This is a genomic window from Duganella sp. AC237, from assembly GCF_979254035.1.
Genome location: NZ_CEEDEW010000003.1, coordinates 2127473 through 2142073, shown reverse-complemented (window position 1 = coordinate 2142073; position 14601 = coordinate 2127473). Strand labels below are relative to the sequence as shown.

14 protein-coding genes and 1 other RNA gene are annotated in these 14601 nt (G+C 63.5%); 3 read left to right on the top strand and 12 right to left on the bottom strand.

The features are described from left to right. Positions 1 to 5: 5 nt before the first annotated feature. The 4 genes from AC0IYS_RS09870 to dnaX are packed head-to-tail and all read right to left on the bottom strand — an operon-like array spanning position 6 to position 4823. Positions 6 to 1223, bottom strand: coding sequence for a CaiB/BaiF CoA transferase family protein (locus AC0IYS_RS09870; protein ID WP_471704978.1), 1218 nt, complete (start codon positions 1221 to 1223; stop codon positions 6 to 8). Next, the gene (gene recR, locus AC0IYS_RS09865) at positions 1220 to 1810 is read right to left on the bottom strand and encodes a recombination mediator RecR (RefSeq protein WP_315221076.1); all 591 of its coding nucleotides are present in this window, start codon (positions 1808 to 1810) and stop codon (positions 1220 to 1222) included. Before recR ends, AC0IYS_RS09870 begins: the two co-directional genes overlap by 4 nt. A gap of 21 nt (positions 1811 to 1831) precedes the next feature. After that, a complete protein-coding gene (locus tag AC0IYS_RS09860; RefSeq protein ID WP_090327219.1) occupies positions 1832 to 2158 on the bottom strand; it encodes a YbaB/EbfC family nucleoid-associated protein in 327 nt (108 codons plus the stop codon). Between the two features lie 49 nt (positions 2159 to 2207). Next, positions 2208 to 4823 (bottom strand): DNA polymerase III subunit gamma/tau, encoded by a 2616-nt coding sequence (dnaX, locus tag AC0IYS_RS09855; protein WP_471704977.1) that lies wholly within the window; start codon positions 4821 to 4823, stop codon positions 2208 to 2210. 137 nt (positions 4824 to 4960) lie between these two features. Between dnaX and AC0IYS_RS09850 the strand changes: the two genes are divergently transcribed. Continuing rightward, entirely contained in the window at positions 4961 to 5617 is a 657-nt protein-coding gene (locus AC0IYS_RS09850; protein ID WP_471704976.1) for a hypothetical protein, read from the top strand. A 75-nt stretch (positions 5618 to 5692) separates the two neighbouring features. Here AC0IYS_RS09850 and ffs read toward each other — a convergent pair. Beyond that, an RNA gene (gene ffs / locus AC0IYS_RS09845) (signal recognition particle sRNA small type) lies at positions 5693 to 5791 on the bottom strand. A gap of 15 nt (positions 5792 to 5806) precedes the next feature. Continuing rightward, positions 5807 to 7291, bottom strand: coding sequence for a 4-hydroxy-3-polyprenylbenzoate decarboxylase (gene ubiD, locus AC0IYS_RS09840; RefSeq protein ID WP_471704975.1), 1485 nt, complete (start codon positions 7289 to 7291; stop codon positions 5807 to 5809). 483 nt (positions 7292 to 7774) lie between these two features. On the opposite strand from ubiD, the gene AC0IYS_RS09835 reads away from it, so the two are divergent. Continuing rightward, positions 7775 to 8701 carry a transglycosylase SLT domain-containing protein gene (locus AC0IYS_RS09835; protein ID WP_471704974.1) on the top strand — a complete coding sequence of 309 codons (927 nt, stop codon included), beginning with the start codon at positions 7775 to 7777 and terminating at the stop codon, positions 8699 to 8701. A 72-nt stretch (positions 8702 to 8773) separates the two neighbouring features. Here the strand turns inward: AC0IYS_RS09835 and AC0IYS_RS09830 are convergent, their stop codons facing one another. From AC0IYS_RS09830 to ribBA, 4 genes are all read right to left on the bottom strand, one after another. After that, positions 8774 to 9169 carry a hypothetical protein gene (locus AC0IYS_RS09830; RefSeq protein WP_471704973.1) on the bottom strand — a complete coding sequence of 132 codons (396 nt, stop codon included), beginning with the start codon at positions 9167 to 9169 and terminating at the stop codon, positions 8774 to 8776. Positions 9170 to 9570: 401 nt separating this feature from the next. Then, entirely contained in the window at positions 9571 to 10041 is a 471-nt protein-coding gene (nusB, locus tag AC0IYS_RS09825; RefSeq protein ID WP_090327247.1) for a transcription antitermination factor NusB, read from the bottom strand. A 145-nt stretch (positions 10042 to 10186) separates the two neighbouring features. Beyond that, the gene (gene ribH, locus AC0IYS_RS09820) at positions 10187 to 10675 is read right to left on the bottom strand and encodes a 6,7-dimethyl-8-ribityllumazine synthase (protein ID WP_315221061.1); all 489 of its coding nucleotides are present in this window, start codon (positions 10673 to 10675) and stop codon (positions 10187 to 10189) included. A gap of 26 nt (positions 10676 to 10701) precedes the next feature. Further along, complete coding sequence (ribBA, locus tag AC0IYS_RS09815) at positions 10702 to 11811, bottom strand: bifunctional 3,4-dihydroxy-2-butanone-4-phosphate synthase/GTP cyclohydrolase II (protein ID WP_471704972.1); 1110 nt, start codon at positions 11809 to 11811, stop codon at positions 10702 to 10704. Between the two features lie 222 nt (positions 11812 to 12033). Between ribBA and AC0IYS_RS09810 the strand changes: the two genes are divergently transcribed. Then, positions 12034 to 12816, top strand: a complete 783-nt coding sequence (locus AC0IYS_RS09810; protein WP_471704971.1) for a transporter — start codon at positions 12034 to 12036, stop codon at positions 12814 to 12816. Positions 12817 to 12825: 9 nt separating this feature from the next. On the opposite strand, the gene AC0IYS_RS09805 is transcribed toward AC0IYS_RS09810, so the two are convergent. Both AC0IYS_RS09805 and ribD read right to left on the bottom strand, forming a co-directional pair. Beyond that, complete coding sequence (locus tag AC0IYS_RS09805) at positions 12826 to 13464, bottom strand: riboflavin synthase (protein WP_471704970.1); 639 nt, start codon at positions 13462 to 13464, stop codon at positions 12826 to 12828. 12 nt (positions 13465 to 13476) lie between these two features. Next, positions 13477 to 14574, bottom strand: a complete 1098-nt coding sequence (gene ribD / locus AC0IYS_RS09800; protein WP_471704969.1) for a bifunctional diaminohydroxyphosphoribosylaminopyrimidine deaminase/5-amino-6-(5-phosphoribosylamino)uracil reductase RibD — start codon at positions 14572 to 14574, stop codon at positions 13477 to 13479. Positions 14575 to 14601: the final 27 nt, after the last annotated feature.

The following is a 14601-nucleotide window of genomic DNA, read 5'->3' as shown; positions in this document are numbered from 1 at the left end:
CGCTTTTAGAGGACCCCGTCCTTCTTCATCGCGGCGATCTCGTCGTCGCTATAGCCCAGCGAACGCAACACCTCGCCGTTGTGCTGCCCCAGCGCCGGCCCTATCCATTGCGTGCGGCCGGGCGTGGCCGACAGCTTCGGTGAAATCGCCGGCAGCTTGACCGGCGTGCCATCGGCAAATTGATGCTGCTCGAACATCTCGCGCGCCAAAAACTGCGGATCGGTCATCATGTCCCGCACCGAATAAATTTTACCGGCCGGCACATCGGCCGCCTTCAACACCGTCAGCGCGCTGTCGATATCCTGCGTATCGCACCACGCCTGGATCGCGTCGTCGATTTCCTGCGTGCGCTGCACGCGTCCGTCGTTGCGCTCCAGCTGCGCATCGCCGGCCAAATCGAAGCGCCCCATGGCCAGCATGAGGCGCTTGAAGATCGCGTCGCCATTGCCGGCGATGACGATGTTCTCGCCATCTTTCGTCGTATAGGTATTGGAAGGCACGATCCCGGGCAACGCCCCGCCGGTACGCTCGCGCACCACGCCCGCGTGATCGAACTCGGGCACCAGCGACTCCATCAGATTGAAGACGGATTCATACAGCGCCACATCGACCATCTGGCCCTCGCCTTCGAGCCTGCCGCCGGTGGCGTCGCGGTGCCGCAACGCCATCATCGCGCCGATCACGCCGTGCAGGGCCGCGACCGAGTCGCCGATCGACACGCCCACGCGCACCGGCGGCCGGTCCGCGTGGCCGGACACATAGCGCAAGCCGCCCATCGATTCGCCGATCGCACCGAAACCCGGCAAATCCTTCATCGGCCCGGTCTGTCCGAAGCCGGACAGTCGCACCATGATCGTGGCGGGGTTGAGCGCCTTCAATTGTTCGTAGCCGATGTCCCATTTTTCCAGCACGCCGGGACGGTAGTTTTCGACGATGATATCGGCTTTCAGCGCCAGTTGACGGGCGATGGCGCGGCCACGCTCGCTCTTCATGTTGAGCGTCAACGATTTCTTGTTGCGCGACTGCACCGACCACCACAGCGACGTGCCATCCTTCAGCACCCGCCATTTGCGGATCGGGTCGCCGCCATCGGGCGATTCGATCTTGATCACCTCGGCGCCGAACTCGGCCAGCATGCGCGCGCAGAACGGCCCGGCGATGAGTGTGCCCAGCTCCAGCACCTTGATGCCCGCCAGCGGACCGGAGGATTTGGGATCGGTCATGTCGACCTGCGGTCCAGCATCGCGCGGGCGATCGTGCCGGCGTCGACGTATTCGAGCTCACCGCCGACCGGCACGCCACGCGCCAGGCGGCTGACGTTCAGCCCGCGCGCCTTCAGCAGCTCGCTGATGTAGTGCGCGGTGGCCTCGCCCTCGTTGGTGAAATTGGTGGCCAGCACCACTTCGGTGACCAGCCCGTCGGCGGCGCGCGCCACCAGCTTTTCCAAGTGGATATCTTTCGGGCCGATGCCGTCGAGCGGCGAGAGCCGTCCCATCAGGACAAAGTACAAGCCCTTGTAGGTCAGCGTCTGCTCGATCATCAGCTGATCGGCCGGCGTCTCCACCACGCACAGCAGGCGGCGGTCGCGCTGCTCGTCGGTGCACATGTCGCACACCTCTTCCTCGGTGAAGGTATTGCACAGCGCGCAGTGGTGCACGGCGCTGACGGCCTGGTGCAACGCGCGCGACAGCATGTCCGCGCCTTCGCGGTCATGCTGCAGCAAGTGGAACGCCATCCGTTGCGCCGACTTGGGGCCGACGCCGGGCAGACGGCGCAACGCTTCCGTCAGAAACTCCAGCGACTTGGACATATGCCCGGACCGTAGCCTTCCTTAGAACGGCATCTTGAAACCGGCCGGCAGATTCATGCCGGAGGTCAAGCCGCCCATCTTTTCGGCGGCGGTCGCCTCGGCCTTGCGCACGGCGTCGTTGAAGGCGGCAGCGACCAGGTCTTCCAGCATGTCCTTGTCGTCGGCCAGCAGCGACGGATCGATCGACACGCGCTTGACGTCATTCTTGCAGCTCATGACAACCTTGACCAGGCCGGCACCGGACTGGCCTTCGACTTCGATCAGGGCCAGCGCTTCCTGCGCCTTCTTCATGTTGTCCTGCATTGCTTGCGCTTGCTTCATCAAGCCTGCCAGTTGGTTCTTCATCATGATGGAGTTCTCCGTGTTTGAAATTGTAAAGTTGTGATCGACGATGTGATCAGCTCGGCGACGCGGCCAGGGCCGCCGCCGGCGGCACGATGGAGCCCGGCACCACCCAGGCGTCGAACTCGCGAATCATGCTGTTCACAAAGGGATCGTTGGCGATGGTCTCTTCGGCGGCCCGCTGGCAGGCTGCGCGGTGCGCCTGCGCCTCGGCGCTGGCGGTGTACCAGACGGCGCCCAGTTCGGTATCGACGCGCACGGCGCGGCCGAAACGCTCGGTCAGCGCCACGGTCAGCTTTTCCACGTTGCCCTGCGTGCGCCAGGTTTCGATCGGCACGCGGACCTTGAAGACGACGGCGTTGCCGTCGATGCCGCACTCGATCAGCTCGGCCTGCATGGCCAGTTGCTGGGCCACGCCGCGCAATGGCAGCGCGGCGGCGACGGCCGGCCAGTTGCCGTCCCAGCCCAGCTCCGGCACCGGGGTGATGACGTAGGCATACGGCGCCTTGGCGGGCGCCGGCGCGGCGCGGGCCGGCGCGACGAACGCCTGCACGCCATCGCCCATGGCGTTGGCGGCCGGGGCCGGGGCGGCCGATGGGCTGTGCGACGGTGCATACGACTGGTTCTGCGCGGGCGGCGCGTAGCCCGTGGCGTGCTCAGCTCGCGCTGGCGCCGCTTGCGCTATCGCGCTGTCGTCGGAAAATTCGGTGACCCATGGCGGCAGGTCGTCCTCGTCGTCGGCTTGCTGTTGTGCAGGCTGGGCGGCGGGCGCAGCGTATTGCGGCGCGGCGGCGGCAGGCGCTGCTTGCTGAACCGGCTGCACGGCCTGACGCACCGGCGCTTCCAACACGGCGGCGTCGCCACCCGAGGCCGCGTTTGGCGGCATATCTTCCCATGGCGCAGGACGCGACGGTGCGGCGGCCTGCGCGGCATTAAAATTTGCGGATGCCCCCGGCGGCGTATGGGCAGCGCTCGGCGCCTGCGGCTGCGATGGCGGCGGTGGAGCGGCCATCGTTGGCGTCGGGGCCGGCTCGGCAGCGGCTGGCGCTGGCGCCGATGCGGCGGGTCCGCCGCCATAGGCGCGCGACCCGGGCTTGGAACCGGCGCGCGCCGCTTCCAGCGCGGCGTTCAACGCCGCACGGGCCGGACTGATCGGGCCAGAAGGCGCGGCGGCTGCGGCGGCAGCCTGTGGTGCCGGTGCCGGTGCCGGTGCCGCCATCGGCGCGGCCACTGGAGCCGGGGCCGGCACAGGCGCAGGTGGCGCCATTGCCGGCGACGGCGCCGTATTCACCGGTGGACTTGCCGGCGCGACAGCTGCGGGAGCCATCGTCGGTGCTGGCGCTGGGACGGGCGCACGCGCGGAAGCGAAGGCGGCCGCAGGCGGCTGCAGCTCGCCACGCGCCATCGCGGCGGCGGCGCCGGCAACGACCGCAGGCGGCGTCATGCTGGCGTGGTTGGCCTGCACATGCGAAGCCGCGCGCGCAGGCGGCGCGGCGGCGGCGCGGGCGGCCGCCACAGCTGCCGGACGCGACATCGCCGGCGCGCCCGCCGGTTGTCCTTCGGCCCCGCCTACGCCGGGCCGAAAGGCCAGCATGCGCAGCAAGGTCATCGAGAAACCGGCATATTCATCCGGCGCCAGGCCCAGTTCATTGCGGCCATGCACGGCAATCTGGTAATACAGTTGCACTTCTTCCGCGTCGAACGCGTCGGCCAGACGCACGACGTCGGCGTATTCGGGCAAATCCTCCGGCAGCGCGGCCGGCACCGTCTGCGCCAGCGCGATCCGGTGCAGCAACGTGCCCAGATCCTGCAGCGCGCCGTTGTACGACAGGCTGCGCGTGGCCATCTCGTCGGCCACGGCCAGCAAGTCGGCGCCGTCCTGCGCCGCCAACGCGTCGAGCAGGCGGATCAGATAGGACTGGTCGAGCGCGCCGAGCATGCCCTGCACGGCGTCGAGCGTCACCTCGCCGGCCGCATAGGCGATCGCCTGGTCGGTCAGCGACAGCGCGTCGCGCATCGAACCGTGGGCGCCGGCGGCCAGCAGGCGCAAGGCCGGCTGTTCGAAGGCAATGCCCTCCTGCCCCAGGATATTTTCCAGGTGGCCGATGATGTGGCCAGGCGGCATCTGCTTCAAATTAAATTGCAGGCAGCGCGACAGCACCGTCACGGGAATCTTTTGCGGATCGGTCGTCGCCAGGATGAACTTGACGTGCTCGGGCGGCTCCTCCAGCGTCTTCAGCATCGAGTTGAAGGCGTGGTTGGTCAGCATGTGCACCTCATCGATCATATAGACCTTGAAGCGCGCATTACTCGGCGCATATACCGCCTGTTCGAGCAGCTGCGCCATCTCGTCCACGCCCCGGTTCGACGCCGCGTCCATCTCTATATAGTCGACAAAGCGGCCCGCGTCGATCGCGGTGCACGCCTCGCACACGCCGCACGGTGTCGGCGTGATGCCGCCGTTGCCGTCAGGGCCGACGCAATTGAGCGACTTGGCCAGGATGCGCGACAACGTGGTCTTGCCGACGCCCCGCGTACCGGTGAACAGGTAGGCGTGGTGCAGCCGTCCGCTGTGCAGCGCGTGCGTGAGCGCGCGCACGACGTGCTCCTGGCCGACGAGCGTTTCGAAGTTCTTGGGGCGGTATTTACGGGCGAGGACTTGATAGGACATGCTGGATTTTACCGTAGATAGCAGGAGCAAAGGGGCTGCGTTGGGCGCGCCAAAGCGGCAATTGTAACAACTCGGCGCGATAATAGGTACGGCAACAATTCTGCCCTACAATTTGTTTTTGCTTCAACCTGTGAAAAATGAAAAAAATCGCCCTGCTCTCCCTGCTGATGTTGTCCCTGAACCTGCACGCCGCCGAACGTGAGTGGACACCGTACAAAAAACTGGTCGAAGGTCTGCGCCTGGACCGGTTCTACGCGCTGCCGCCGGCCGAGCGCGACCGGGTCAACCTGTTCCTCAAGGTACAACCGGTCAACAAAGCCTACAAACCATCGGACGTGGTGCTGACCGTCGTCGACGGCGCCGAACGCACGCCGCTGCCCGCGCTCACGCCGGACTTCCGGCTGGCGATCGGCGCACCCAATCCGAAATGGATGCGCGACGACGTCAAGATCATGACCAGCCTGCCGAAGGAAGACAAGACCGCCGTCAACTACGAGGCGGTGACGCCGCTGCCGGAAGGCCTGCAATGGTCGTACGCCACCGTGATGGGCAGCGTCGGACAAATGAACAAGGCGATCAAGAAGATGGCTGGCGCGATGAGCCTGTTCGCGCCGAGCGTGGATGCGGTGCTGTTCAAGTTCGACAAGCCGGCGCAGCTGAAGGTGGGCGCCAAGGTCTACAACACCAACGCGAAACACGAGATCGCGCTCAAGCCGGAATCGGACTTGATGAAGTCCAACCCGATGATCGTCGCCTCGGAACGTCCGTTCGAAGCGGAACTGCGCGGCGACTAAGCCGGCCGTAAGTTCGGTAGACATAAAAAAAGCTGCCTGATGGCAGCTTTTTAATATTCCCGAAGGATTCCCGAAGGAGGCGAGCCTGATCTGCGGCACTTATGGTTAACAGCCGTGGCTGCTTCGTTCCCGACCTGACCAGGTTAGCCGTGCCACAATGCGCAGGGGCCCGCCGGGATCAATTATACCCTACAGGCCCAACTCCTGCCAAATCTGATCGACACGCGTTTTCACCTCGGGCGTCATGGTGATCGTCGTGCCCCACTCGCGGGTGGTTTCCCCCGGCCACTTGTTGGTCGCGTCGATGCCCATCTTGCTGCCCAGGCCGCTCACCGGCGAAGCGAAGTCGAGGTAATCGATCGGCGTGTTGTCGACCAGGGTGGTGTCGCGGGTCGGATCGACGCGGGTGGTGATCGCCCAGATCACTTCCTTCCAGTCGCGCACGTTCACATCCTCGTCCACCACCACGATGAACTTGGTATACATAAACTGGCGCAGGAAGCTCCACACGCCGAACATCACCCGCTTGGCGTGGCCGGCGTACTGTTTCTTAATCTGCACCACCGCCATGCGGTAGCTGCAACCTTCCGGCGGCAGATAGAAATCGGTGATCTCGGTGAACTGCTTTTGCAGCAGCGGAATGAACACCTCGTTCAGCGCCAGGCCCAGCACGGCCGGCTCGTCCGGCGGCTTGCCTGTATAAGTAGAGTGGTAGATCGGATCGCGGCGCATCGTGATGCGGTCGATCGTAAACACCGGGAAGGAATCCTGCTCATTATAGTAGCCGGTGTGGTCGCCGTACGGCCCCTCCAGCGCGTGCTCGTAGCCGGACGGATGGTTCTCGTCCGGATAGATATGGCCTTCGAGCACGATCTCGGCCGACGCCGGCACGCGCAGCTCGCTGCCGATGGCCTTGACCAGCTCGGTACGGCTGCCGCGCAGCAGGCCGGCGAACTGGTATTCCGACAAGCTGTCGGGCACCGGCGTGACCGCGCCTAATATAGTAGCGGGATCGGCGCCCAGCGCGACGCAGATCGGATAAGGCTTACCCTTGTTCTGTATGGCGTGCTCGCGGAAATCGAGCGCGCCGCCGCGATGCGCCAGCCAGCGCATGATGACCTTGTTCGGTCCCAGCACTTGCTGGCGGTAGATGCCCAGGTTCTGGCGCTTCTTATTAGGCCCCTTGGTGATCACCAGGCCCCAGGTGATCAGCGGCGCGATATCGCCCGGCCAGCAATGTTGAATCGGCAGCTTGGCCAAATCGACATCGGCGCCCTCCCATACGATTTCGTGGCACGGCGCGCCGCGCAATTCCTTCGGCGCCATGTCCCAGACCGCCTTGACCAGCGAACCCAGGCCCAGCAGGTCCTTGAAATCCTTTGGCGGCTCCGGCTCCTTCAGGCGCGCCAGCACGTGGCCGATTTTGCGCAACTCGCCGACCTCCTCCGCCCCCATGCCGAGCGCGACGCGGCGCGGCGTGCCGAACAGATTGGTCAGCACCGGCATGCTGTGTCCGGTCGGATTTTTGAACAGCAACGCTGGCCCACCGGCCCGCAATGTGCGGTCGGATACCTCGGTCATCTCTAAATGCGGCGAAACGGGCAATAAAATGGGCCTAAGTTCGTCCATTCGTTGCAACTGAGAAATAAAATCTCGCAAATCTGAATATTTCATCGTTTTTTAATTTTTTCTTACGGTGAAGCCTACTGTTTAAAAATACAGGTCAAGTAGTTGATTTTATTGGTTTTCCAGCGAACACAAGCAAAAATGTCAGACTTAAAAGTAATAGCTTTCAATTGCGTTAGTATTGACTTGATATAAAACGGCTTCTACAATTTGCCCTACTTGAAGAGGACAAGGTCTCAGGACCACATGGAAGCACATGTTGATGTTGCTCATTCATTCACGGAGTCGGGGCTCCACATGACATTTTAAGGAGTGTTTTCAAAAGGCGTCTGCCTTACCCCCGAAAGAAGTTGTATTGCGACTGATCGAATACCACAGGGAAAGATCAGCTCAGGCAAGCAATGACGGCGTCCAACGCGCGCACCCATAGCGGCGACGGACGATGATATTTCTGATGCATGGCATTAGCACCCCGTTAGCTGCGTTCAACGCTGGCAGGGACCCGCTTTTACGGCATTTCAGGGGAACTCTATGATTAATCGCTTCACTAGTGCGTCGGCTGCGGCCCGCACTTACCTGGCCGGCCAGCCAGCGACGTCGTTTTTGACGGCCCGCGTATCGGCAAAGGGCATTTTCACCACCGCCCAGCACACTCTGACCATTCTTGGTGTGACCGCTTTAGTTGTGATGGCAGTATTTTTTGTTCGTCCGGACCTGGCCAAAGCCCTGAGCGACAGCCTGAACCCGGCTCCAGAAGTCCCAGCCGTCGCCGCCGTCGTGGCGCCGCCGCTGTCGGCTCTGATGCAAACCCAAGCCTCCGCTCCGGTAACCGCCTCGGCCAACGCCAAGGACGCACCGCTGAGCGCCGACGAAAAAGCCCTGATGGGTACCCAGAAGCAGCAGCAATGGGTCACCTCGTGGCTGTCGAAGCGTTACCGCGTGGCTGGCGACGCCGCCAACATGCTCGTTTCCACCGCCTACCTGACGGCCCGTGAGATCAAACTCGATCCGCTGCTGATCCTGGCGGTGATGGCGATCGAATCCGGCCTCAATCCGTTCGCGGAAAGCCCGGTCGGCGCGCAAGGCCTGATGCAAGTCATGTCGAAGATCCACCACGACAAGTTCCAGGAAATGGGCGGCCTGCAAGCAGCGCTCAATCCGGTCGCCAACATCCGCGTCGGCTCGCTGATCCTCAAGGATTACGTCCAGCGTGGCGGTTCGGTCGAAGCCGGCCTGAAAATCTACGTCGGCGCGGCAGCGTTCGAACATGACGACGGCTACGGCTCGAAAGTCATGGCCGAGTACAACCGCCTGAAGCAGGTTTCGGCAGGCAAGAAAGTACCGACGATCACGCCGATGCTGGCAGCCGCCAAGCCACAACCGCAGCAGCAACCGCAAACCGCGCCGATCGCGGCCGCGCCAAGCGCGAACCACGACACGCAAATCGCCGGCCTCTGATATATATAGAGGGCGTCGCAAAAAAGGCCGTTCAGTGCATGCACTGAACGGCCTTTTTTCGTTGCGCTACGCTCACGGGCAACTGGTGACTTTGGTTTTGACGCCGTCGCGGAAAGGATCGCGGCCGCCGGTCAGGGCATTGTTTTCCTTGTACGCGCAGTAGGTGCCGCCGCCCGCAGTGCGCACCTTGGTCATCAGGCGGCCGTCGGGCGTGACCACCTCCTCCGTCGTCGTGCCGCTGTCGTTGCCGACGTAGGCGCCGCCGATCTTGGCCGCCAGCGAGGTCGTATCGTTGGCGATCCGCTTGTCGCGCGGATTCCAGGCCTCCTTGCGCAACTGCTTGTCGACCAGGGCGGCGCTTTTCAGCGAACGCTGGCGCAGGTCGTCAACAGGCTTGGCGGGCTGCTCGGCAAACGGGTCCGGCGGCGGCGTGGGCTGGGTGATCGCTTGCGGCTGTGTCACTGCCACCGGAGTGGGCTCGGCCGGAGCCTCGGTCTCCGAACGGGCAGTGAGAGCCTGGGGTGGTTGCCGCGTAGCGACCTTGGGCGGCGTTGGCGCAGCCGGCTGAAGCCGTTTGACCGGTGCAAGGATATAAGTAATGGCCGCGTGGGGCGCCATGAAAGCCGCCAGAGGCCGCTCAGGCGTCTGCCACACAAAGAAGCCCAGCACGTGGGCGCCGCCGATCAGCGCCAGCCAGCCGCGCCGGCGCCATGCTTGTCGGCCTCGAGCAGGATAGAGTTCGATAATGCGCCCTCAAAATTAGTCGAATATCAATTGATTCTGCGGTGCAAGCTGAGCAGGGTCAACAAGGATATAAAAAAAGCCACCGCAAGATACCTTGGGTGGCTTCTGACGATACCGGCAGCGGCTTAACGCTTCTTGTCGGCCGCCACTTCGTCCGGACGCAGGCGCGCAGCCAGCTTGTCCAGCACGCCGTTGACGTATTTGTGGCCGTCGATACCGCCGAACGACTTGGTCAACTCCACCGCTTCGTTGATGACGACGCGGTAAGGGATTTCCAGGTTGTTCTTCAGTTCGAACGCGCCGATCAGCAGCACCGCGTGCTCGATCGGGGACAGTTCGGAGATGCCGCGGTCGACCAGCGGCGCGAACGTCTCGCGCAACGCCACCGAATCCTTGATCGCGCCGTACAGCAGCACGGTGAAATGGTCGCCGTCGGCCTTGTCGAAGCCGTGCGCGCCACGGATATTGTTCACCACGGTGGCGGCGTCTTCATTGTTCAGCAGCCACTGATACAAACCCTGCAACGCGAACTCGCGTGCGCGGTGACGCGGCGTGCGACTCTTGCTAGGGTTGGCGTGCAAAATTTTATCTGTCATGGTTGTACCCGTTTCTAATTACTTACTTTAATTACTTGGTGCTATTTCAAAAATGCGGTGTTCGGGTCGCCGACGGAGCTTGGCGGATTACGCTGCGCTAATCCGCCCTACGTGATTCCGTAGTTTACACGCGTCGTGGCCGGGATTACTCGTCGTCGCCCTGATCCTGGCTCAGCTCTTCGAGCGCGATGGTCAGGTTGGCCATCTCGACGGCCACGCGGGCGGCGTCGGCGCCTTTGACGGCCATGCGTGCTTCCGCCTGCTCGTCGTTCTCGGTGGTCAGAATCGCGTTGGCGATAGGAATACCATAATCGAGGCCGATACGGGTGATGCCCGCGCCCGACTCGTTCGAGACCAGCTCGAAGTGATACGTTTCGCCGCGGATGACCGCGCCCAGCGCGATCAGCGCGTCGAACTGTTGCGACTCGGCCATCTTCTGCAGCACCAGCGGCACTTCCAGCGCGCCGGGAACGGCCACGTGCAGCACGTCCTCGTCTGCCACGCCCAGGCGTTTCAGTTCGGCCAGGCAGGCGGACAGCAAGCCGTGGCAGACGTCCTCGTTAAAACGCGCCTGAACGATGCCGACGCGCAAACCGTCGCCGGACAAATTGGTTTCGTAGCTTCCTACCGTCATGATGGACCTCTTTAATATGTGTGTTGTTAGTGTGGTTTGGCCAGGTAGCCGGTCACTTCCAGATCGAAGCCTGTCATCGACGGCATCTTGCGCGGGCTGGCCAGCAGCTGCATCTTGCACACGCCGACTTCCTTCAAGATTTGCGCGCCGATGCCGTAGCTGCGCAGGTCCATGCTGGCCGCGCGGCCTTTCGGTTTCGTCTCGGGCTTGTCGAGCGCCTGGAACTGGGAGAAGAACTGCTCGGCCGTCTCCTCGCAATTGAGCAGCACGATCACGCCGCTATCGGCGGCCTGGACCGCCGCCAGCGACGACGACAGGTTCCACGAGTGGGTGGTCGCCTCCGACTCGAGGATGTCGAGGATGGAGACCGGCTGGTGCACGCGCACCAGGGTTTCCTTGTTCTTTTCGATCTGGCCGTGGATCAGCGCCAGGTGGGCCGAGCCGCTCGGCTTGTCGCGGTAGGCGATCATGCGGAACTCGCCCTGCGCCGTCTTCAGCTGGCGCTCGCCGATCTGCTCGACCAGCGACTCGTTGCGGCTGCGATAGTGGATCAGGTCGGCGATGGTGCCGATCTTCAAGTTGTGTTCCTTGGCAAATTCCATCAGGTCCGGCAGACGCGCCATCGTGCCGTCGTCCTTCATGATCTCGCAGATCACCGAGGCCGGGGTCAGGCCCGCCATCGCGGTCAGGTCGCAACCGGCTTCGGTATGGCCGGCGCGCATCAGCACGCCGCCCTTTTGCGCCTTCAGCGGGAAGATGTGGCCCGGCTGGACGATATCGGTCGGCTGCGTATCCTTGGCCACGGCCACCTGGATGGTCTTGGCGCGGTCGGCGGCCGAGATACCGGTGGTCACGCCCTCCGCCGCCTCGATCGAGACGGTGAAGTTGGTGCCGAAAGCGGTGCCGTTGCGGGTCGACATCATCGACAGGTTCAACTGGTCGCAGCGCTCTTCGGTCAGGGTCAGGCAGACCAGGCCGCGCGCGTGCTTGACCATGAAATTGATGGCTTCCGGCGTGACGAAATCCGCCGCGAGCACCAGGTCACCTTCGTTTTCCCGGTCTTCTTCATCGACCAGGATCACCATGCGGCCAGCGCGCAATTCGGCGACGATTTCTTCGGTGCTGGAAATTGACATTTTTAATCCTTGGGAACTATGCGAGAACAGGCCGCTATTTTAAAGGATTTACGCCTTCCCTACCGTAAACAGCCGCTTTTATCCGGCAAAAGACGGACTTTCCGGTCCGCGCTCTTTGTTTATTGCAAACATTACCGACTGGTAAGGCGCGCGGCATGCTTAAGGGCGAAGCGGCGGGTACAATCGGGGCCGGAATCAAAACGACAACCAGGAGAACTTTGGATGACGCGACAAACCTCGGTGCCGGCCGCAAAACTGCTGATTGCGCTGGCAATGGGAGCGCTGGCAGTGCCGGCGATTGCGCAGGATGGGCCGCCCATCACGCCCTATCGCCCCTCGGTCTCGAGCCCGGCACAATTGCCCGCGCCCGGCCAGCTGGAATTCGAGCTCGGCGGCCTGAGCACTAAAACGGACGACGACCGGCGCGCGAGTTTGCCGTACACCTTCAAGCTGGGGTTCAACGAGCAATGGGGCGTGGTGGTCGGCGGCGAAGCCTATGTCTCGGCGCGCACGGACGGAGAGCCCCGCCAGCGCGGCGTCGGGGATACGACCTTGGAGCTCAAGCGCGCCTTCCTCATCGACGATCACACGGCGTTCGGCCTGGAGCTGGGCGTGAAATTGCCGACCGCCAAAGACAGCATCGGCAGCGGCCGCAGCGATGTCGTCCTCAACGGCATCTACAGCCAGGACATGGGCATCGTCCACATGGACGCCAATCTGAACGCGACACGGCTGGGGGCCTACGAGGCCGGCAGCGGACGGGTTCAAAAAGGCTGGTCGGCCTCGTTCTCCGCGCCCGTGTCGGAAAAATGGGGCCTGACCACGGAACTGTCGGGCACGCACCGCAGCGGGCAGGACAATACCGCCCAGCTGCTGGTGGCCGCCACCTACAGCCCGACCAAGCGCCTGACCATCGACTGGGGTGTCGCCCGGGGACTCACCTCGGCCTCGCCTGACTGGTCGCTGTTCAGCGGGATCGTGCTGCCATTGGCCAAGTTCTGGTAAGACTGCCGCTTAAGGCATGGTCGCCGCGCCGATCGAGACCATGCGCTCGACATAGCGGGCGATCAGGTCGATTTCCAGGTTGACCTGCTTGCCGACGCTCAGGTGCTTCAGGGTCGTTACAGCGATGGTGTGGGGAATCAGATTGATCGAGAACTGGCACACCAGATCGGCGCCGGTGCCGATGTCGGTCACGCGGTTGACGGTCAGCGACACGCCGTTGACCACGATCGAACCCTTGAATGCCAAAAACTTGGCCAGATGGTGCGGGGCTTCGACAACCAATTCCCACGACTCGCCCACCGCCTCGAACTTGCGCACCACGCCCAGGCCGTCGACGTGACCGGTCACCAGATGGCCGCCGAGGCGCTCGCTCAGGGTCACGGCCTTTTCCAGGTTCACTTCGGTCAGGGTATCGAGGCCGACGGTGCAATTGAGGCTTTCGCGCGAGACGTCGACGCTGAAGTTGGTGTCGGTCTTTTCGATCACGGTCATGCAGGCGCCGTTGAGGGCGATGGAATCGCCCAGCGCGACATCGGCCAGCGGCAAGCCGCCGGCGTTGACGTCCAGGCGCACGCCCGCATACGAGCCGCCTTCCAAAGGTTGGACCGATTCAATTTTGCCGACAGCGGCGACGATTCCAGTAAACATGTGAGTGCAATCTTAAAGATGGGTGAATCGTGCAAGGATACGCAAATCTTCGCCGATCTGCTTAACCTCGTGAAATTTTAGGCGCTGCTGCAGCGACAGGTCGGTCAGCGCCGGCAGCGCGAACATGCCCTGCGCGTCGCCGATCAGGCTCGGCGCCAGGTACAGCAGCAGCTCGTCGACGCAACCCTCGCGGATCAGCGAACCATTGAGCTTGCCACCGGCCTCGACGTGCAATTCATTGATCTGCCGGCGGCCCAGCTCGCGCATCAGTTCCGGCAAGTCCACCTTGCCGGCGGCGTTGGGCAGCATGATGACGTCGGCGCCGACGGCGCGCAAAGCCGCCTCCTTCTCCGGATTGGCGACCGCCGCCACGATCCAGGTGCCGCCGCCCTCCAGTACCTTGGCGGAAAGGTTGATATCGAGCTTGCTGTCGATTACGATGCGGCGCGGCTGGCGCGGCGTCTCGACCGCCCGCACGGTCAACTGCGGATCGTCGGCCTTGACGGTGCCGATACCGGTCAGGATGGCGCAGGCACGGGCGCGCCAGGCGTGGCCGTCGGCCCGCGCCTCCGGCCCGGTGATCCACTGGCTCACGCCGTTGTGCAGCGCCGTCATGCCGTCCAGGCTGGCGGCGCTCTTCATGCGCACCCACGGCAGGCCGCGCGTCATGCGCGAGAAAAAGCCGATGTTCAATTCATACGCTTGCTCGGCCAGCAGGCCGGTGCTGGTCTCGATGCCGGCGGCGCGCAGCTTGGCAAGCCCCTGCCCCGCGACCAGTGGATTCGGGTCTTCCATCGCCGCCACCACGCGGCCGAGGCCGGCGCGCACCAATGCGTCGGAGCATGGCGGCGTGCGGCCGAAGTGATTGCACGGCTCCAGGGTGACATAGGCGGTGGCGCCGCGCACGTCGTGGCCGCGCGCCTGCGCATCCTTGAGCGCCTGGATTTCCGCATGGTCGCCGCCGGCTTGCTGCGTCACCCCGGCGCCGATGACTTGCCCGTCGCGCACGATCACGCAGCCGATGTGCGGATTGGGCGACGTCGTGTACAGCCCCTTCGCGGCCCATTCCAGGGCCAGGGTCATGCCTTCGAGATCGTTGCTGATGTTCACATTGTCCTTAGTCGTTGACGCCGCCCG